Origin of the sequence: Spiroplasma poulsonii (assembly GCF_009866525.1) — a bacterium.
In the GTDB taxonomy this organism is placed as follows: domain Bacteria; phylum Bacillota_I; class Bacilli_A; order Mycoplasmatales; family Mycoplasmataceae; genus Spiroplasma; species Spiroplasma poulsonii.
The window spans coordinates 1,211,175-1,230,389 of sequence record NZ_CM020866.1 but is presented as its reverse complement, the minus strand read 5'-3'; the positions used below and the strand labels follow the sequence as shown (position 1 = coordinate 1,230,389).

Annotated in this window: 28 protein-coding genes and 1 pseudogene; 23 read left to right on the top strand and 6 right to left on the bottom strand. The window is 25.6% G+C overall.

From position 1 onward, the window contains the following. The first annotated feature begins 41 nt into the window (after positions 1–41). Positions 42–476, top strand: a complete 435-nt coding sequence (locus MSROBK_RS11745; protein ID WP_227991175.1) for a restriction endonuclease PLD domain-containing protein — start codon at positions 42–44, stop codon at positions 474–476. A 259-nt stretch (positions 477–735) separates the two neighbouring features. Continuing rightward, positions 736–1,044 (top strand): hypothetical protein, encoded by a 309-nt coding sequence (locus MSROBK_RS06935; RefSeq protein WP_052443517.1) that lies wholly within the window; start codon positions 736–738, stop codon positions 1,042–1,044. A gap of 161 nt (positions 1,045–1,205) precedes the next feature. Here the strand turns inward: MSROBK_RS06935 and MSROBK_RS13890 are convergent, their stop codons facing one another. Continuing rightward, positions 1,206–1,604 carry a transposase family protein gene (locus MSROBK_RS13890; RefSeq protein ID WP_242441474.1) on the bottom strand — a complete coding sequence of 133 codons (399 nt, stop codon included), beginning with the start codon at positions 1,602–1,604 and terminating at the stop codon, positions 1,206–1,208. Then, positions 1,589–2,041, bottom strand: a complete 453-nt coding sequence (locus MSROBK_RS13885; protein ID WP_040092446.1) for an IS5 family transposase — start codon at positions 2,039–2,041, stop codon at positions 1,589–1,591. Before MSROBK_RS13885 ends, MSROBK_RS13890 begins: the two co-directional genes overlap by 16 nt. A gap of 106 nt (positions 2,042–2,147) precedes the next feature. On the opposite strand from MSROBK_RS13885, the gene MSROBK_RS06925 reads away from it, so the two are divergent. The 11 genes from MSROBK_RS06925 to MSROBK_RS06880 all read left to right on the top strand — a co-directional run bounded on the left by MSROBK_RS06925 (position 2,148) and on the right by MSROBK_RS06880 (position 10,765). Next, positions 2,148–2,441 carry a hypothetical protein gene (locus MSROBK_RS06925; RefSeq protein WP_146182484.1) on the top strand — a complete coding sequence of 98 codons (294 nt, stop codon included), beginning with the start codon at positions 2,148–2,150 and terminating at the stop codon, positions 2,439–2,441. Between the two features lie 66 nt (positions 2,442–2,507). After that, entirely contained in the window at positions 2,508–2,960 is a 453-nt protein-coding gene (locus MSROBK_RS13880) for an IS5 family transposase (RefSeq protein WP_040092446.1), read from the top strand. Beyond that, the gene (locus MSROBK_RS13875; RefSeq protein WP_242441474.1) at positions 2,945–3,343 is read left to right on the top strand and encodes a transposase family protein; all 399 of its coding nucleotides are present in this window, start codon (positions 2,945–2,947) and stop codon (positions 3,341–3,343) included. The genes MSROBK_RS13880 and MSROBK_RS13875 overlap by 16 nt, the downstream gene beginning before the upstream one ends. A 150-nt stretch (positions 3,344–3,493) precedes the next feature. Then, entirely contained in the window at positions 3,494–4,558 is a 1,065-nt protein-coding gene (locus tag MSROBK_RS06915) for an amino acid permease (RefSeq protein WP_052443516.1), read from the top strand. Positions 4,559–4,730: 172 nt separating this feature from the next. Continuing rightward, entirely contained in the window at positions 4,731–5,270 is a 540-nt protein-coding gene (locus MSROBK_RS06910) for a ferritin-like domain-containing protein (RefSeq protein ID WP_227991166.1), read from the top strand. A 159-nt stretch (positions 5,271–5,429) separates the two neighbouring features. Then, on the top strand, positions 5,430–6,374 hold the full coding sequence (locus tag MSROBK_RS06905; protein ID WP_052443515.1) for an MATE family efflux transporter: 945 nt from the start codon (positions 5,430–5,432) through the stop codon (positions 6,372–6,374). A gap of 177 nt (positions 6,375–6,551) precedes the next feature. Next, positions 6,552–6,989, top strand: coding sequence for a hypothetical protein (locus MSROBK_RS06900; protein ID WP_052443514.1), 438 nt, complete (start codon positions 6,552–6,554; stop codon positions 6,987–6,989). A gap of 173 nt (positions 6,990–7,162) precedes the next feature. Next, positions 7,163–7,636 carry a hypothetical protein gene (locus MSROBK_RS06895; protein ID WP_040093741.1) on the top strand — a complete coding sequence of 158 codons (474 nt, stop codon included), beginning with the start codon at positions 7,163–7,165 and terminating at the stop codon, positions 7,634–7,636. 279 nt (positions 7,637–7,915) lie between these two features. Continuing rightward, complete coding sequence (locus tag MSROBK_RS06890; protein WP_040093740.1) at positions 7,916–8,467, top strand: hypothetical protein; 552 nt, start codon at positions 7,916–7,918, stop codon at positions 8,465–8,467. Positions 8,468–8,495: 28 nt separating this feature from the next. After that, on the top strand, positions 8,496–10,064 hold the full coding sequence (locus MSROBK_RS06885; protein WP_040093739.1) for a PTS sugar transporter subunit IIBC family protein: 1,569 nt from the start codon (positions 8,496–8,498) through the stop codon (positions 10,062–10,064). 50 nt (positions 10,065–10,114) lie between these two features. Then, complete coding sequence (locus MSROBK_RS06880; RefSeq protein WP_040093738.1) at positions 10,115–10,765, top strand: phosphotransferase; 651 nt, start codon at positions 10,115–10,117, stop codon at positions 10,763–10,765. Positions 10,766–10,926: 161 nt separating this feature from the next. On the opposite strand, the pseudogene MSROBK_RS06875 reads toward MSROBK_RS06880, so the two are convergent. Beyond that, positions 10,927–11,762, bottom strand: a pseudogene (locus MSROBK_RS06875) (IS5 family transposase). A gap of 308 nt (positions 11,763–12,070) precedes the next feature. Between MSROBK_RS06875 and MSROBK_RS06870 the strand changes: the two are divergent. Genes MSROBK_RS06870 through MSROBK_RS06850 form a run of 6 tightly spaced genes read left to right on the top strand, consistent with a single transcriptional unit; the run spans position 12,071 to position 14,901 of the window. Continuing rightward, entirely contained in the window at positions 12,071–12,586 is a 516-nt protein-coding gene (locus MSROBK_RS06870; protein WP_040093737.1) for a hypothetical protein, read from the top strand. Between the two features lie 36 nt (positions 12,587–12,622). After that, positions 12,623–13,174: a hypothetical protein gene (locus MSROBK_RS06865; protein WP_040093736.1), complete on the top strand. Its 552-nt coding sequence runs from the start codon at positions 12,623–12,625 to the stop codon at positions 13,172–13,174. Positions 13,175–13,208: 34 nt separating this feature from the next. Beyond that, positions 13,209–13,349 carry a hypothetical protein gene (locus tag MSROBK_RS11740; RefSeq protein ID WP_227991164.1) on the top strand — a complete coding sequence of 47 codons (141 nt, stop codon included), beginning with the start codon at positions 13,209–13,211 and terminating at the stop codon, positions 13,347–13,349. 54 nt (positions 13,350–13,403) lie between these two features. Beyond that, positions 13,404–13,640 carry a hypothetical protein gene (locus MSROBK_RS11735; protein WP_052443513.1) on the top strand — a complete coding sequence of 79 codons (237 nt, stop codon included), beginning with the start codon at positions 13,404–13,406 and terminating at the stop codon, positions 13,638–13,640. Positions 13,641–13,690: 50 nt separating this feature from the next. Further along, positions 13,691–14,560 (top strand): hypothetical protein, encoded by an 870-nt coding sequence (locus MSROBK_RS06855; protein ID WP_040093735.1) that lies wholly within the window; start codon positions 13,691–13,693, stop codon positions 14,558–14,560. Between the two features lie 17 nt (positions 14,561–14,577). After that, on the top strand, positions 14,578–14,901 hold the full coding sequence (locus tag MSROBK_RS06850) for a hypothetical protein (RefSeq protein WP_133165062.1): 324 nt from the start codon (positions 14,578–14,580) through the stop codon (positions 14,899–14,901). 85 nt (positions 14,902–14,986) lie between these two features. Here MSROBK_RS06850 and MSROBK_RS13870 read toward each other — a convergent pair whose 3' ends face one another. Both MSROBK_RS13870 and MSROBK_RS13865 read right to left on the bottom strand, forming a co-directional pair. Next, on the bottom strand, positions 14,987–15,385 hold the full coding sequence (locus MSROBK_RS13870) for a transposase family protein (protein WP_242441474.1): 399 nt from the start codon (positions 15,383–15,385) through the stop codon (positions 14,987–14,989). Then, entirely contained in the window at positions 15,370–15,822 is a 453-nt protein-coding gene (locus tag MSROBK_RS13865) for an IS5 family transposase (protein WP_040092446.1), read from the bottom strand. The genes MSROBK_RS13870 and MSROBK_RS13865 overlap by 16 nt, the downstream gene beginning before the upstream one ends. 287 nt (positions 15,823–16,109) lie before the next feature. Between MSROBK_RS13865 and MSROBK_RS11730 the strand changes: the two genes are divergently transcribed. Beyond that, positions 16,110–16,289, top strand: coding sequence for a hypothetical protein (locus MSROBK_RS11730; RefSeq protein WP_052443511.1), 180 nt, complete (start codon positions 16,110–16,112; stop codon positions 16,287–16,289). A gap of 617 nt (positions 16,290–16,906) precedes the next feature. Here the strand turns inward: MSROBK_RS11730 and MSROBK_RS06835 are convergent. After that, entirely contained in the window at positions 16,907–17,260 is a 354-nt protein-coding gene (locus MSROBK_RS06835) for a S1 RNA-binding domain-containing protein (RefSeq protein ID WP_052443510.1), read from the bottom strand. Positions 17,261–17,436: 176 nt separating this feature from the next. Between MSROBK_RS06835 and MSROBK_RS13860 the strand changes: the two genes are divergently transcribed. The 3 genes from MSROBK_RS13860 (at position 17,437) to MSROBK_RS06825 (ending at position 19,138) form a co-directional block, all read left to right on the top strand. After that, positions 17,437–17,889 (top strand): IS5 family transposase, encoded by a 453-nt coding sequence (locus MSROBK_RS13860; RefSeq protein ID WP_040092647.1) that lies wholly within the window; start codon positions 17,437–17,439, stop codon positions 17,887–17,889. After that, entirely contained in the window at positions 17,874–18,272 is a 399-nt protein-coding gene (locus MSROBK_RS13855; RefSeq protein ID WP_416375029.1) for a transposase family protein, read from the top strand. The genes MSROBK_RS13860 and MSROBK_RS13855 overlap by 16 nt, the downstream gene beginning before the upstream one ends. Before the next feature lie 242 nt (positions 18,273–18,514). Continuing rightward, positions 18,515–19,138, top strand: coding sequence for a hypothetical protein (locus tag MSROBK_RS06825; RefSeq protein ID WP_227991162.1), 624 nt, complete (start codon positions 18,515–18,517; stop codon positions 19,136–19,138). The last annotated feature ends 77 nt before the right edge of the window (positions 19,139–19,215 follow it).

The following is a 19,215-nucleotide window of genomic DNA, read 5'->3' as shown; positions in this document are numbered from 1 at the left end:
AACAAAATCCAAAGTTAAAAGGAGCGAAGGGATTATTAATTTTGTCTGGCGATGGGGGAATTGAAGTTATTAAAGACTACTTAGATCAAACAGCAGACGATAATATTAATTTAGATGTTTTTGTTGGGAATAGTGCGGCTGGTTTTGATCCAGTTTTGGAAAAGCAAGTGATTACTGATCAAAAGTATAGTAATCGTTTAAACATTATTCGTGAACATCCGCGGGGAAGTATTAAAGACGATGAGGGCCTTATTAAAAGTACGACAGCAAAAACACATACTAAATTGTACGCTTGATATAATGCCAAAAATGAACTGTTAGCATTTTGATTGGGTAGTGCTAATTTTACAAAAAATGGTGTTAAAAACACGCAATCATTTAGAGAAATTTTGTTGGAAATGCCATTAGAACTTGAAAATTTAAAAGAGAACTTAATTTGTAAAGTTGTTGGAGCTTTTAAAACAGAACCAAGTTAACGAATTCAAGATTTTTGTCGATAATGAGAATTAAGAAGCATTTTGGTTATTTTTTATAAATATTTGCAAAAAGTATATTGCAAATTTTGATCTGAACGAATCCTAATTTCTTCAGATTATTTTTAATTAAGATGTTAAATTTAATTTAAAAATTAATAAGAGTTAATTATACAAAATTTTATTGCAACTATTTGTTTAAGATAGTTGCTTTTTATTATTAATTATTTATAATATTTATAAATAATAAAGGAGGTGGAGAATGCGTCAGAAAAATGATAGTCACAATAAATTTTGTTTATCATATTTTATTTGACTTGGTTGTAACTATGTAGTTAGCATTACCTTTGTTGGAACTTTTGCGACATTATCAAATTTAGATGCTCCTAATGCAATTGGAATTCATGTTTTATGAATCATTGTTTTAGAAGGACTTATTGTTGGCGTGTGTGCCCATATTTGTGCGCGGTTAGCATGAATTCACCATAGTTATAATAATAGTGGTATTTATATTTTTGTTCGAACTAGTTTTGGCCGGTTTTGAGGAATTTTTGTTACTTTTATGCAATAGACTTCTTGCATTACTTGTTAAAAAATTGCAAATATTTGTAAAAAAGATACTAATAGAAAAATATAATTTTAATTAATTATGTTTTTTATTTAAAAATTTAATATTTTTCCACAACGAAAAATTAATTTATTATTTAAATTATTTAATTTTAAATAAATATTTTATGTTAAATATAATAATTGTAAATTATAAATTGAGGCAATTAAATTAAATCTTAAACCAAATCTTTTTCTTCGATTACGATATTTTTCTGTAATAATTTTAAATTTTTTAAGAATAGCAAAAATATTTTCAATAATAATTCTCATTTTTGAAACTAGTCTATTATATTGCTTTTGTTCTTTGTTTAAAGGGTTTTTCTTTGTTTTCTTTGTAGGTATTAGAACATTATTGTGATTTTTTTGTATTCCTTGATAACCACTATCAACTATTAATTTGGTATTTTTTAAAATTGGGATTTTTGATTCTTTAAATAAAGCATAATCATGTTTTTTTCCGAGCGAAAAACTTGTTGCAATAATTTTTTTGGTTTCTTGTTCGATAATTACTTGTGTTTTGATCGTGTGTTTTTTCTTTTTACCAGAATAAGATTGTTTTTGTCTTTTTTTGGGCGTTGGATTGGAGTTTCGGTAGCATCAATAATAATAGTTTTATCATTAAAATAATCATTTATTAGTGCTTTTTTACCAGCAAGTTGTTGAAAATCAGAGTTTTTAATTAAAATATCTTCAATTCACTTAATATTACGATAACAATTAGCCTCACTAATATCAAAACTTTTACCAAGATGAAAATAAGTCTGATATTCTCGTCAATATAATAAAGTCATCAATAATCTATTTTCTAATGATAATTTATTAGTTTTACCACCTTTTTTAAATTTTTCTATTTCAGCAACTTTTAAAATATCTAACATTTTATTAAAAGTGGATTTTTTTATTCCTGTTAATCTTAACCATTCTCTATCATTAAGAGTATTAAATTTATTATTGTTCATATTTTTATGTCCTCATAAATTATATTTTATAATAATATTTTAATAAAAAAGGGTATCGCAAGAAGTCTAATATATAACATTGCCATTTTTAATTACATTTCAAATTATGATGTTATTACGGGGAACATTTAGTGCGCAATGGGTAGCTAGTTATGATCAACAAAACCATGTTGTTATTCCGTGATATGCTTTTAATTTTGGTGCTTTTGGTGATTTATGAATGGATCTGATTGGAATTGTTATTTACTTATTTTTTTCCTTTGTTATTTTTGGCGGAATGAAATTATATAAACGTTTGAACGATTTAACGGCTAGTTTAAAATTAATTGCAGCGAGTGTCTTAATTTTAGCAGACCTTTATTTAGCTTTTCGCAATGGTCATAATAATTTTAAATATTAGACTTCTTGCGATACCCTTTTTTATTAAAATATTATTATAAAATATAATTTATGAGGACATAAAAATATGAACAATAATAAATTTAATACTCTTAATGATAGAGAATGGTTAAGATTAACAGGAATAAAAAAATCCACTTTTAATAAAATGTTAGATATTTTAAAAGTTGCTGAAATAGAAAAATTTAAAAAAGGTGGTAAAACTAATAAATTATCATTAGAAAATAGATTATTGATGACTTTATTATATTGACGAGAATATCAGACTTATTTTCATCTTGGTAAAAGTTTTGATATTAGTGAGGCTAATTGTTATCGTAATATTAAGTGAATTGAAGATATTTTAATTAAAAACTCTGATTTTCAACAACTTGCTGGTAAAAAAGCACTAATAAATGATTATTTTAATGATAAAACTATTATTATTGATGCTACCGAAACTCCAATCCAACGCCCAAAAAAAGACAAAAACAATCTTATTCTGGTAAAAAGAAAAAACACACGATCAAAACACAAGTAATTATCGAACAAGAAACCAAAAAAATTATTGCAACAAGTTTTTCGCTCGGAAAAAAACATGATTATGCTTTATTTAAAGAATCAAAAATCCCAATTTTAAAAAATACCAAATTAATAGTTGATAGTGGTTATCAAGGAATACAAAAAAATCACAATAATGTTCTAATACCTACAAAGAAAACAAAGAAAAACCCTTTAAACAAAGAACAAAAGCAATATAATAGACTAGTTTCAAAAATGAGAATTATTATTGAAAATATTTTTGCTATTCTTAAAAAATTTAAAATTATTACAGAAAAATATCGTAATCGAAGAAAAAGATTTGGTTTAAGATTTAATTTAATTGCCTCAATTTATAATTTACAATTATTATATTTAACATAAAATATTTATTTAAAATTAAATAATTTAAATAATAAATTAATTTTTCGTTGTGGAAAAATATTAAATTTTTAAATAAAAAACATAATTAATTAAAATTATATTTTTCTATTAGTATCTTTTTTACAAATATTTGCAATTTTTTAACAAGTAATGCAAGAAGTCTATTGAAGTACTAATAGTCATTTAAATTTAGATGGTTTTGTTAAGGCCTTTAATTCTTGTTTTTATTTTTTTACTGGGTTTGAAGTTTTTACAACTGCTGGTCGTAATATTGCTTCAGCACGGAAGAATATTGGGTTAGGGGTTATTATCGTTTTAATTATTAATGTTTTATCCCATTTAATTATTGCCATAATTTTCTTTGCTGCTTTTAATCACTTTGTACAAAATATGAATATGGGAACTTGAAATAGTTTTCATAATAAATTTGTTGTTTATGGGGGCACGATTATGATGATTGTGTTTGTAATTACGTTAAAGATTAACCTAATTATGCAAGATAGTTTATATGGCGGAACATCATTACAGCCATTAGCGCACGAAGGATTTCTTTCTAATCGGTTTCAAAAATTAAGTAGTGATAATATTTCAACAAAAGCATCATTCTTGCATATGAGTTTAACAATTCTTAGTTTATTTATTTGGTTAATTATTCCAGATTTAATCAAAGGAATTACCTTAACAAAAGAATATGGTTTTATGTGTACGATTGAACAATCATTAACTTATCAGGAACCTTTTACTGGATCTTCGTTAACAGCAGCTTCTTCGGCAATTACAATTTTTATTTATGCGATGATGTTTGCGGTTGCTATTAAATTAGGAATAACAAAACAAATGAAGTTAAAAATATGAGAATGAATTGTCGTACCAATTACAATGTTAATTTTAATTTTTGTTTTAATTTGACATTATTATACTTTAATTAATAATATCGTAACTGCATCAGCAGAAAATTTCCAAAGTGCTTTGATTTCAGGGCTTATTGAGTTTATCTTTATTGGAACAGCAGTTAGTTTTGTTACTATTTGGTATTTTACTTATTATCGAATTAAATATTGTAAACGAGTGTTATGATTTCCAGAACAACAAGCTAAAATTGAACAAAATTTTCAAGTAATTAGTCAATCAAAACTTGTTTATGAACATATTTATCAAATTTTATTGCGTTATTTAAAATATTATAATCATAGTAATAAGGCAGAAGATTATTAAACGGTGTTACAAATTTTAACACAGTTAGAGGATGATTTTTTACCAGGCGATGAACAAGAACTAGATGACGAGAAGCGGCAGTGTTAAAATAATTATTTATAATTAGTATAAATAATCTTGATTTTTAATTTAGATTTAATTATAATATTTATAAATAAAAAGGAGGTGAAAAATGGCCCAATTATTAAACCAAAATAGTAATAATGATTTACAAGAATACTTAACTGAACATATTACTATGCAATTACAATGTTTTAATTTAAGTGCTGAAGCTAATCGTTTGGGATATCCTGGTTTTGCGCACTATTTTAAAGTTCAAGCACAAGATGAGATTTTACATCAACGTTGAATTATTAATTTTATTGCTGATTGTGATGGTACTTATTGCGTTGATAATATTAAAGTGAATAATGACAATAAAAAATGTGATTCATTATTAATGTTAATGGAGCATTATCAAAAACATCGTCAACATTTTAGTAATTTAACTACTAAATTAGCAAATAATGCTAAAGCACAAAATGATTTAGTAACTTATAAATTTTATGATTGATTTATAATTGATTTTTATGAAGAATTAGCAGAAATAAAAGATATTATTGATTGAATTAAAATGGCAAATCATAATTATTATGATTTGGATTCTAAATTAGGAACGCGTGAAGAACCAGATACCTTATTGGTAATTGACCCTTTTAGTTATCATAGTTAAAATTTTCTAACAACTAAAATATTTATAATCTTAATCCAAAAACCTATTTCAAATTTAAATCTTAAATAAAAGATAATAATAAAGTTTTATTGTTTTTATTATTATTTTTTATTTCAAATTAAAAGTTATTAATAAGTTAGAAAGAAAGGAGGAAGAAAAATGCAGACAGTAAATTTAACAATTCGTGAACAAAAATTACGTTATGCTAAGCCATGGTTAGCAATTGCTTATTTTTCAATTCCAACGGTTTTAATTATGCTTATTCAAGGTCTTTATAATATTATTGATAAAGAATTGGCGCTTCAATTTGCGGCGATTGATTTACGACAAGATCCTTGGTATATTCACCAATATAATTTAATTACAAAGCAAAACGTTACCAACATTCCCTTAAAAGATATGCAAGCTTTTATTAATGTTGCAACACAATATACAACCCAAATTTATAGTTTATTATGATCATTTTCACTAATTACGGGAATGGGGTGTGCCATTAATTTTTCATTAGCTTATGGTCGTCGTGATCTTTTCCAAATGCGAGAAATTGCAGGAAATGGTTTTTCGTGTACAATTTTATTTTCACTTATTAGTTCGCTATTTATGTTTTGTTTAATTTTTCCATCGTGACATGCTGTTTTTATTACAAGTCAAATGGGCGGAATGCATAATAACATTACTAATTATTTAGCGTGAGAATACTCATATCCAATGTTATTAACAACACCATTAATGTTTTTAAGTTATTATTTTGTGTCATTACTTCGTAATGAAGGACGAACTAACTATGTGTTGTTATTAATTACAGTTTCTGTTTTTATTAATATGGGAGCCGGAACTTTCTTTATGCGTGTTTGTCATTTAAAAATGGAAGGTGCAATGTTAGGAACAGTTGTTGCTTGATTGTGACAAATTATTATGGGTTTTGTCATTGTTTTTTGTTCAAAAAGTAGTTATTCCCAATTTAAAGTACAAGATGTGTTAAAACTTAAATGATACAACGTTATTGCTTTTTTTAAAGCAGGTTTATCGAACTTTATTTCAAATTTTGTTTTAGTTGTTAGTTCTTATTTATCAACTGTGCTTGTTGTATTATTACCAAATTAAGAGCAGTATAATGGGGTTTCTGTTTTACAAGAATTATTAAGTGCTTTAAATCCTTGAATAACATTAATTTTATCAGCAGGAATTGGTTTAACGCAAGGAGCACGAACGGTTATTGTTTATAATTATGGAGCCCAAAAGTATCATCGTATTTGACAAGTTTTAAAAATTACTAGTTATTTGTTAATTATTTGATTTTGTTTAATGTTATTATTAGTAATAATCTTTAATCGGCAAATGCTGTTAATGTTTGCTTTTCCAAGTCAATATGTTAGCAAATATAAATGATGATTAGTTTTGTGTGTTTATTCGTATCCATTTTGTGCGACAACTTTTATTTGTTTTACCATTTATCAAGGGATTAATAAAACAACTTTGGCAAGTATAACAACTAGTTTTCGTGCTATCTTTATTGCAATTCCAATTATATGTTTAGGATATGGGATTAGTATTTGAACTAATAATTCAATTTATTATTTTATCGCAATGGGTGGGATTGATTTTATTGCTTCATTATGTTTGATTCCTTTTCTATGTTATAGTTGAAAAAAATATGATTGGCAATTAATTGATCATCCGGATAATTTTGTTGTTAGTTCATTAAAAATTAAAGTTTAAAAAGTCAATGTGTTTTTAATAAACATCTAGTGGAACATATGAAAGTATCAAATAATTTGCACTAATTAAATCTTTATGGAAGTAAGTTGTTAAAGAGGAAGGGGTAATAATTTTGCTTTCTTTTCAAGTATAATATTAATAAGCAAGTAAACTTTGCAAAAAGGAGTAGCGCAATGGAAATCGGAGATACAATTTATACTGTCTTAACAACTATATGATTTGCATATATGGTTCTTTCGATACAAAAATCAAAAATACCAATGACTCGTTTACAACCAAGTTCTTTTAATAATCAACAAAAAATAAACATTAGTACATGAACAGAACTTGATGAAAAAATAATTTCTATTACAGCTAAAAATACAACTATTACAATTGGAGAACTTAGAGAAACAATTGATGAAGTAATTTTGAAAATGTTTCATAAAACTAATATCAATATTACAAGTAATGATTATTCTTATCAAATTTTTAAAAATAAAACAGGTGAAGCTTTTAAGAATCATAATTTAAATGTTAATAGTTTTGTTGTTTTTATTAAAATTTTTAGTAAAGAAAATAAATTAATTATTGGGATGACAGATTACATTCCGGTTAATTTGACAATTGCTAACTATTCGCATTATCTTAATCCTTCTAAAAATTAAATTTTTTACAAAAATTAGTCTTCAAAAATGATGATAAAAAAGGTTATTAACCAGATTTATGAATATAAACAGTAAGATTAGGTTTTATGAAGGGATTTTGTTGTTTAAAGAGCTAATTAAAAACTGCTTATTTAAGCAGTTTTTTCTTTTTTTCCAAAGTAAAATATGATATGATTAATTACATAGAATAGTTAGCAGCTATTTTTTGTATCAACTTATATTAAACATTTAGCAATTATCAACAATATTAATTGAATATAAAGAAGGAGTTATTCAAATATGAACAAAACATTTTTTACCATTATAACAGCTTCAATGTTAGGATCAACGTTACCACAAACGCTTAATCAAGAACAAGCCACAACGAAATCTTTAAATTGAGATATTAGTGTGATGTCTGGAAATGCATCATTTCCAGTTGCAAAACGTGGGATGAAATTTGTCACTAATAGTGACAGACCATTGGTTTTTAACTACTTAAATTATGCTACGACATGAGAATTATTTATTCAACAATATCCTTATTTTAAAATTATTGACTCAAGCATTACAGCAGGGTTAAAAGGGGATAATAAACAAAACAACTTTGATAGTATGGTTTATCATACGAGTGATTTTAACACTGGTTCATCAGGGGCAATGTTCACAATGGGTGAAGTTAAGTCACAATTCATTGGTGATTATGTTGTTTTATCGGTTGTTGGAATGTTATTAAACAATGCGATCCAGTTCGGTGTGATGTATACTCTAAATATCACGCAGCAATATGCTGACCCGTATCCATTTTATGACGCAGTAACTGGTCGAATCCAGTTTATGAGTCAGAAGTAGACTTTGAATTAAAGGGAATTAATTAGAAATGTCAAGGATTGATAAGTTATATCAAATCAAAAAAAATGGGAAGGGCTATAGTAATAATAAAATTAAAATTAGAGATATATACGAACGATTTATTAAAATTATTACTTTAATAATTATCCCATTGTTGTTGATTGTTTTGATCTATGCGATTGGTGCCACTTTAAATGAACACAGTAAAAATCAAGTCTTAATTACAATAGGGGACGTCTTCATTAAAATTGGAAGAGATGTTTTTAATAATTTATCAATTATTTTTTGTCTTGTTACTGTTATTAGTATTACTAATAATCTTAAAGCCGTAGCAATTGGTGTTACTGGCTTTTTAGTCTTTTCGGTAACCCAATTTGCTTTAATTCAATATCAGTTTACACCAGATGGAATCTTGTATGTTGATAGCATTTTATTTTTCTATAAAGGGGATAATTTATCTTTATTTTTAGGCTCAACATTAGGAATTGTTACCTTAAATACGTCAATTTTTGGTGGGGTTGTTGTTGGACTTATGTCATCATACATTTATTATAAGTGTATTGAATTAAGAATGCCTAAATCATTAGGATTACTGAATGGCTTTCCTTTGGTTAGCATCATTGTTGTTTTTGCTAGTATGCTGTTAGCTGTTATCTTCTTATTATTATGGATTGGGATGGCAATGTTTTTAAATAAACTTTATTTCTGAATGTGAAGTCAAAGTGCGCGTAATTTTTTAGGGGCTGCTTTTGTTTATGAATTTTTAAATATCTTATTAGTTCCATTTGGATTTAAAGATATTTCAGCAAACTTATTTGTGCAAAGTAATTCACAAGTATTAACTCAACAAGAATTTCTAGAGTTATTTAGGCATATCTCATATTGTTATGGTTGACAATATAATATTTTCACGCAAAGTTGAAATAATGAAAGCATTCAAGCAGTATGAACATATTTACAACAACCACAATTACTTGATAGTAAATTATCTTTAATTGACTGAATGTCAATCTTACCATTTAACCGTTTACCACAAATTAATGGAATTGAAACGGGGTTATATAATTGATTCTTATATAGTCAAAACATTGGTGATCTATTTCAATTAAAATTACCACCAAATTATGCGATTGTATTTGGTGCTTCATTAGGGGTTAGTGTTGCTATTGTTTTAACTAGTAAGAAAGAAAACCGCGTTCCAACCGCGTTATTAATGTCAATTATCGTATTAGTAACAATCTTAACAGGAAATAATATTATCATTAACTTATTTATTTTCTTAGCATCACCATTACTATATGTGTTTGTGTATGCGCCAATTGCTGGGTTAAATGGCTTATTTATGTCTATGTTAGGTGTTCACATTTGAGTATCCTTTACTGATGGTTTAATTGATTTTATTTACAAGGGGATTTTACCAGCGGCAAAAGGAACACAGTTCTTCTGAATTCCAATCTTTAGTGTTATCTGGTTTGTAATCATTACACCGATTTTTGCCAAAGCAATTATTCATTTTGATTATCCTTTTATTGGGCGCCGAGAAACGATTCTAACACGAATTACGCACAAAAAGTATCATGAGATTTGGAATCATTAAAAATAACAGGCTTTAATGTTTAATTTAAAAAATGTGAAGGAATTTTTAGGGTGTCACAAAATTTAACAAATTTTTCGAAAAGTTTTAAATATAATAGGTTATCTAACCAAATAATTATTATTAATCATAATACAGTTTTTAAATTTGTTAAATTAAGTCCGAAAAGAAAAAACATTATTAATTGATTATTAGCAAATAATAGTTATTATTTACCTAATATAAATATTTTTCAAAATTATATTTCATATGATTTAATTGCCGGTTATTCTTTTAAACAAATTGGTTTTACAGGGATTTTAGAATTAAAAAATATTTTGTTAGTAATTCAAACTTTGCAGAAATTAAAATATAAGAGAAAATATGTTGTTCACGGGGATTTAAGCCCAGTTAATATTATTTTTACCCAAAATTTAGAAGTTAAGAAAATAATTGATTGAGACAATGCTAAACTTGGTTCAAAATATCAAGATCCAGCATATATTTTTTGATTATGAATAAATTTTGGGGCAAATAATAAAAATTTTAGTCAACTTAAAAGGGAGGCCAATGTTTTTAAGAATACTTTGCAGTATAATCAAAACGATCTTAAAAAACTTCAATGATGAATTTATAAAGTTATAAAAAACAAAATGAAGAAACATTCTTATCAAATTAAAAATAATGATTGATTGTTAAAATGATATCTAAATTGTATAGAATAGACTTCTTGCATTACTTGTTAAAAAATTGCAAATATTTGTAAAAAAGATACTAATAGAAAAATATAATTTTAATTAATTATGTTTTTTATTTAAAAATTTAATATTTTTCCACAACGAAAAATTAATTTATTATTTAAATTATTTAATTTTAAATAAATATTTTATGTTAAATATAATAATTGTAAATTATAAATTGAGGCAATTAAATTAAATCTTAAACCAAATCTTTTTCTTCGATTACGATATTTTTCTGTAATAATTTTAAATTTTTTAAGAATAGCAAAAATATTTTCAATAATAATTCTCATTTTTGAAACTAGTCTATTATATTGCTTTTGTTCTTTTTTTAAAGGGTTTTTCTTTGTTTTCTTTGTAGGTATTAGAACATTATTGTGATTTTTTTGTATTCCTTGATAACCACTATCAACTATTAATTTGGTATTTTTTAAAATTGGGATTTTTGATTCTTTAAATAAAGCATAATCATGTTTTTTTCCGAGCGAAAAACTTGTTGCAATAATTTTTTTGGTTTCTTGTTCGATAATTACTTGTGTTTTGATCGTGTGTTTTTTCTTTTTACCAGAATAAGATTGTTTTTGTCTTTTTTTGGGCGTTGGATTGGAGTTTCGGTAGCATCAATAATAATAGTTTTATCATTAAAATAATCATTTATTAGTGCTTTTTTACCAGCAAGTTGTTGAAAATCAGAGTTTTTAATTAAAATATCTTCAATTCACTTAATATTACGATAACAATTAGCCTCACTAATATCAAAACTTTTACCAAGATGAAAATAAGTCTGATATTCTCGTCAATATAATAAAGTCATCAATAATCTATTTTCTAATGATAATTTATTAGTTTTACCACCTTTTTTAAATTTTTCTATTTCAGCAACTTTTAAAATATCTAACATTTTATTAAAAGTGGATTTTTTTATTCCTGTTAATCTTAACCATTCTCTATCATTAAGAGTATTAAATTTATTATTGTTCATATTTTTATGTCCTCATAAATTATATTTTATAATAATATTTTAATAAAAAAGGGTATCGCAAGAAGTCTACTGAATAACGCTATATTTTACTTGATATATTTGGATAATCAAAAATATAAGACGATTATCTAACAACACATTTGCCATAATTTACCATGGCAAGCAAATAAAAAAACAATAATGTTTTAAAACATTATTGTTTTTTTATTAAAGCAGAGTTATAAATAATTTAGATAAAGGTTTTTATATAACCTTATCTAAACTATCAAAAATTTATAATAACAATTTAATAGAAAGAAGGAAAAACTATGGGAACATTATTAAGTCTTTTAGGTTCAATTGGAATTATCAGCAGTGGGGCTGGTACTGTTGCAAGTGCGACAAATTCTGTTGCTATTAAAGATAGCGCTATTAAAAGTTTACTAAATAGTTTTGAAGCATCATTACAAAATGGTTGAGATGAATTTAGTGAAGGTACGTTATCTTTATTAAAACAATATGTTCATATACCAGAAGGAATGGAAACAAGTGATATAATTCCATACCTTGAAGAAATGGGCTATGTGGTATCAAATGAAGCAGTAACAGTTGAAGGAACATTAGCAGCCGAAACTGCTGTTGAAGGTGGTATCCTTGCTGGTTCGTTAGGAACAGCGGCTGAAACTTTGGGCATTTCATTAGCAATTGGAGCAGCGATTTATGGTGGTTATTATGCTTATCACCATTGAGATAGCATTAAAAATTTCGCTAGTGAATCGCTAAAAACAACTGAACATTATGTATCATCTGCAGTGAATTACTTAAAAGGTTGATGACCTTTTTAAAACTAAAAATTCAATAATAGAAAGAAGGAAAAAATTATGGGAGCGTTATTATTAAGTCTTTTCGGCTCACTTGGAATTATCAGTAGTGGGGCTGGTACTGTTGCAGGTGCAACAACTATCCCTGCTGGAACATATGTTATTAATGCAAGTGCATCATCAATGATTGATCTTGTTAGCAAAGAAGTATCAGGAATTCTTAATGCAGATTCAACATGAATTTTAACTATTGAAAAAGCAATTTATGTTGGTGAAAAAGCAACAGCTGATATTGTTGCTGATGCGATGATTGCATTAGAAGAAGCGGCTAGTTTAACAACTGAAGTTTTATCAAATGAGGCGGCGTTAGCAACTGCTGCTGAAGCCTTATCAACAACAACTGCTGTTGAAGGTGGTATTCTTGCTGGTTCGTTAGGAACAGCAGTACAGACTTTGGGTATTTCATTAGCAATTGGAGCTGCAATTTATGGTGGTTATTATACTTACCAACATTGAGATAGTGTTAAACATTTTGCAAGTGAAGCATTAACAACAACTGGGCATTACGTATCATCGGCGACTGATTACTTAAAAGGGTGATGATCTTTTTAAAAAAATAACAATTTAATAGAAAGAAGGAAAAATTATGGGAACATTATTAAGTCTTTTGGGTTTAATCGGAATTATCAGTAATGGGGCAGGAACAACAGTAAATGCTACAACAAATTTAATTGCAGAAACTGTAATTCTTGATAATCCAGCTGAATTTATAGAAGAATATTTCTAAGATTATTTAGATTTTCCGACTGTGTTAAATTAAGAAGAAATATTTAACACAACAATGTCAACTAATGAATTATTAGAAACTGTTGAGGGCGGTATTCTTGCTGGTTCGTTAGGAACGGCAGTAAAGACCTTGGGAATTTCGTTAGCGATTGGGGCTGCGATTTATGGTGGCTATTATACTTATCAACATTGAGATAGTGTCAAACATTTTGTAAGTGAAGCATTAACAACAACTGGGCATTACGTATCATCTGCAACTGATTACTTAAAAGGTTGATGACCTTTTAAGTAATGATTTACTGAAAATAATAGAAATATAAAATTAGAAAGAAGACGAATTTTATGAAAAAACTTTTATGTGTACTCAGTACAGTTCTTTTAACAACTAGTGGGGTTTTATCAATCGCTGTAGACAAAACACATGAATCAACAATCCAACAGAACAATAATGTTGATAAAGAAGCTGTTGATTGAAACCAAGTTAAAAATTATTTTAAGGAAAATTCTTTTGAAACATTATATCAAACCAATTCTCTTAAAGATGCCAATGGTCATCCGCTTACTTCAGAAGTAGTTAATAAAGTACAACAAAAATCATTAGAATATGTAAACAATTTTAAAAACAAAAATTTTAATTTAAATCAAATTACCAATTATTTAAAAACAAATGTTAAAGACTTTGATCAACATTTTAAAGTTGATAATAAAAATGAAACATTAAAATTAAATTCTTATTCTTTGTTACAAACAAATAACAAAGATTTAGACAAAGAAAAAACAATTACTAATACATTAAATGCAGTAAACAAACTTAAAATTGTTAATACCGGAATTTATACAGCTGCTACTATCGCTGAAATTGCGGCGGCTGGTTTCTGAGCAGCAGCTTGATGGTTTGGACTTAGCGTTCCGTGAGCGATTGCCGCAACCACTTTAGGAGCAGCGCTATTCACTGTTTATTATGCAATAAATACATTTCTGATTGATAATGATATCTCCAATAAAAACTTATGAGATGACTTGTTATGAGCAAAAGATATTACCTTTTTTGTAAGTAGCGTTTCATATAGTTTAATTTATAATACAGCAGTTTTAGTAGCCGAGGGAACATTAACTGCAACATCATGAGCAGTTCCGGCAGCCTTTGCTGCAATCGGAGTTTTTTTCGGAACTTGGACATGATTAAAACTGTATATTGAAGATATAATTTAGAAAAGAAGGAAAAAATTATGGGAACATTATTAAGCCTTTTAGGGTCAATCGGAATTATTAGTAGTGGAGCAGGGAGTGCTGCAAGTGCAGCTAATACTGCTAACGTTACCATTGGATTTTGAGATTATGTTGTAGGAATGAAAAATATCTTAACTAATCCTAATTTATTAAATGAAACTTATGCTCTTTACAATGCGGCAATGGGTCAATTAGGAACTTTGTTTAATCTTTTAAAAACATTTCAATGAAGTAATTTCTATAATAGACTTCTTGCATTACTTGTTAAAAAATTGCAAATATTTGTAAAAAAGATACTAATAGAAAAATATAATTTTAATTAATTATGTTTTTTATTTAAAAATTTAATATTTTTCCACAACGAAAAATTAATTTATTATTTAAATTATTTAATTTTAAATAAATATTTTATGTTAAATATAATAATTGTAAATTATAAATTGAGGCAATTAAATTAAATCTTAAACCAAATCTTTTTCTTCGATTACGATATTTTTCTGTAATAATTTTAAATTTTTTAAGAATAGCAAAAATATTTTCAATAATAATTCTCATTTTTGAAACTAGTCTATTATATTGCTTTTGTTCTTTGTTTAAAGGGTTTTTCTTTGTTTTCTTTGTAGGTATTAGAACATTATTGTGATTTTTTTGTATTCCTTGATAACCACTATCAACTATTAATTTGGTATTTTTTAAAATTGGGATTTTTGATTCTTTAAATAAAGCATAATCATGTTTTTTTCCGAGCGAAAAACTTGTTGCAATAATTTTTTTGGTTTCTTGTTCGATAATTACTTGTGTTTTGATCGTGTGTTTTTTCTTTTTACCAGAATAAGATTGTTTTTGTCTTTTTTTGGGCGTTGGATTGGAGTTTCGGTAGCATCAATAATAATAGTTTTATCATTAAAATAATCATTTATTAGTGCTTTTTTACCAGCAAGTTGTTGAAAATCAGAGTTTTTAATTAAAATATCTTCAATTCACTTAATATTACGATAACAATTAGCCTCACTAATATCAAAACTTTTACCAAGATGAAAATAAGTCTGATATTCTCGTCAATATAATAAAGTCATCAATAATCTATTTTCTAATGATAATTTATTAGTTTTACCACCTTTTTTAAATTTTTCTATTTCAGCAACTTTTAAAATATCTAACATTTTATTAAAAGTGGATTTTTTTATTCCTGTTAATCTTAACCATTCTCTATCATTAAGAGTATTAAATTTATTATTGTTCATATTTTTATGTCCTCATAAATTATATTTTATAATAATATTTTAATAAAAAAGGGTATCGCAAGAAGTCTAATGAACTATCATCATTAGAAATGACAACAAAAAATTTATTAATATATGCTAAAAACATTGCACAACGAATTGACCAATTAATTCCCGATGCCTTTTTATAATTAGAAAACCTTTCTGGAGTAGAACTTGCTGAAATTGAAGGAATTATAGCAGGTTCAACATCGACTGCTGTTGAAGGTGGTATTCTTGCTGGTTCGTTAGGAACAGCACTTGAAACAATGGGAATTTCATTAATAATTGGTGCTGCGGTTTATGGCGGCTACTATGCTTATGAACATTGAGATAGTATCAAACATTTTGCCAGTGAAGCAGTAAAAACTGCTGAACATTATATTTCATCAGCAACTGATTACTTAAAATCAGCAGCTAATTATTTAAAAAGTTGGTGACCGTTTTAATAAGAATTATTAAAACACTATAAATAGTTTTATAATTAATTAATTCTAACAATTAGCAATTTCCTCTTTTAAAACATAAAACTATTTTTAAAAATATGAGAATATCAGTAATATGATATTCTTTTTTTCTTGTAAAAAATATTTTAGAAGTGTCCGTTCAAATAATTTTAAAAGCAAGTAAAAATCCTTGCTTTTTTGTTTTTTTAGATATTTTAGCTTTAGAAAGAAAGGAGAAAAAACGATAATTATATATTGATATGTTAAATATTTTTTCATTAAGAATTAATAATTTTTTATTTTTATTGAAAATTATTTTTTAAATAAGGTAAACTTATAATTAGAGAAGACTATTAAAACTTTTATGAAAATAATCATTTTTATTTTAAATAATTAATATTGTGCCTAAATTAGTATATATAAAGTAAATAATAACTAACAAAATTTTGAATATTTAAGAGGTTGGTAATGGATCGAAATGAAAATTATAGTATTAAAGTGTATACTGTAAAACTAAACGATAAAAAGTTATAATTATATTAACATATTAATCATAAAATACAATAAAAAAGTAAAAAATAGTATAAAACTATTTTTTACTTTTTTATATTTTTATTAATTTATTCATTTTTGTTTGTTTTACTAATATTTTCAATATTGTCTGTTTTATCTTGTTTTTTATTTAAGTTTTGGAATGCTGTTTTTATTTCCTGAATTTCTTTATCATCATTTTTTAATAATTCAGGGTGACAATTTTTATAACTTAATTTAAGATGTTTTCTAACTGTATTAAAATCAAGCACCTCAACTTCAATTTCATCACCAATATCAAAAAAATCTTTAATATCTTTAACAAAATAATCTGAAACTTCATTAATATGGATTAAACCATCAGCCTTTCCTGCTCTACAAAAAGCACCACAGGGAGTAATATTTGTTATTTTTACAATAATTTTGTTATTTTTATCATACATAATATTTTTTTCTCCTTTACTAAACCTAATTATATTATTAAAGTGCTAAAAATAATTTGTTAAACACAAAAATAATTAATAGATTTTATTATTTTTATTATATACATTAGACTTCTTGCGATACCCTTTTTTATTAAAATATTATTATAAAATATAATTTATGAGGACATAAAAATATGAACAATAATAAATTTAATACTCTTAATGATAGAGAATGGTTAAGATTAACAGGAATAAAAAAATTCACTTTTAATAAAATGTTAGATATTTTAAAAGTTGCTGAAATAGAAAAATTTAAAAAAGGTGGTAAAACTAATAAATTATCATTAGAAAATAGATTATTGATGACTTTATTATATTGACGAGAATATCAGACTTATTTTCATCTTGGTAAAAGTTTTGATATTAGTGAGGCTAATTGTTATCGTAATATTAAGTGAATTGAAGATATTTTAATTAAAAACTCTGATTTTCAACAACTTGCTGGTAAAAAAGCACTAATAAATGATTATTTTAATGATAAAACTATTATTATTGATGCTACCGAAACTCCAATCCAACGCCCAAAAAAAGACAAAAACAATCTTATTCTGGTAAAAAGAAAAAACACACGATCAAAACACAAGTAATTATCGAACAAGAAACCAAAAAAATTATTGCAACAAGTTTTTTGCTCGGAAAAAAACATGATTATGCTTTATTTAAAGAATCAAAAATCCCAATTTTAAAAAATACCAAATTAATAGTTGATAGTGGTTATCAAGGAATACAAAAAAATCACAATAATGTTCTAATACCTACAAAGAAAACAAAGAAAAACCCTTTAAACAAAGAACAAAAGCAATATAATAGACTAGTTTCAAAAATGAGAATTATTATTGAAAATATTTTTGCTATTCTTAAAAAATTTAAAATTATTACAGAAAAATATCGTAATCGAAGAAAAAGATTTGGTTTAAGATTTAATTTAATTGCCTCAATTTATAATTTACAATTATTATATTTAACATAAAATATTTATTTAAAATTAAATAATTTAAATAATAAATTAATTTTTCGTTGTGGAAAAATATTAAATTTTTAAATAAAAAACATAATTAATTAAAATTATATTTTTCTATTAGTATCTTTTTTACAAATATTTGCAATTTTTTAACAAGTAATGCAAGAAGTCTATTAACTAATTAATGAACAAATATTTTTTTAAAATGTTGTCTTGATGTAAAATTCCCTAAACAAGGTCGTATTGTTTTATTGGTTTTAGTATCATATTTCTTCTGATATGTTTTAAATAAAAAAACCGAAGTTTTAGTTACGCACAAATGATGAAAAGCAACGAACTTCTCATTCTTTGTAACAGTGTTATTAATTCAAAATGGTTATACTTTAATTAAAGTCATCTTTGCCACAAAATTTGGGGTTGATTTAGATATAATCTTATTAATTATTATTCCAATTGGGACGATTACTGTTATTATTGCAGTCTTTATCAAAAACATGTTATCAACAAAAGTGACTGCTGTTCGAAATGCGATTAAAACAATTGGAGCAAAAGTGAGTGCCTTTCGAATTTTTTATTATACGGAAAAAGAAAAAGCCTTGGAGGATTATGCTTTTGTAACGCAATTACCAACTTTAGTGAAAGGACCATTATCAACAAATAGTATTGATACAAAAACAGCTTATCAATTAATGACAATAATTGATGAAACAGCCGCTTTTTTTGAACAACATTTTGCAACGAAAGAAAAAGAAAAAAATTATATGTTATATCATTTGTTTAATGAAATTACTGATGTTGCTGAAATTGAAGAGATTAAAGATAATGTTTTAAAAGTTGAAGCAAAAAAACAAAAAGGTGCTAAACATTCTAAGTAAAACTTAGGATGTTTTTTTCTTGGCATATCATTGAACTTTCATTATATAATATTGTTAGAAAACAATATTGGGTGAAA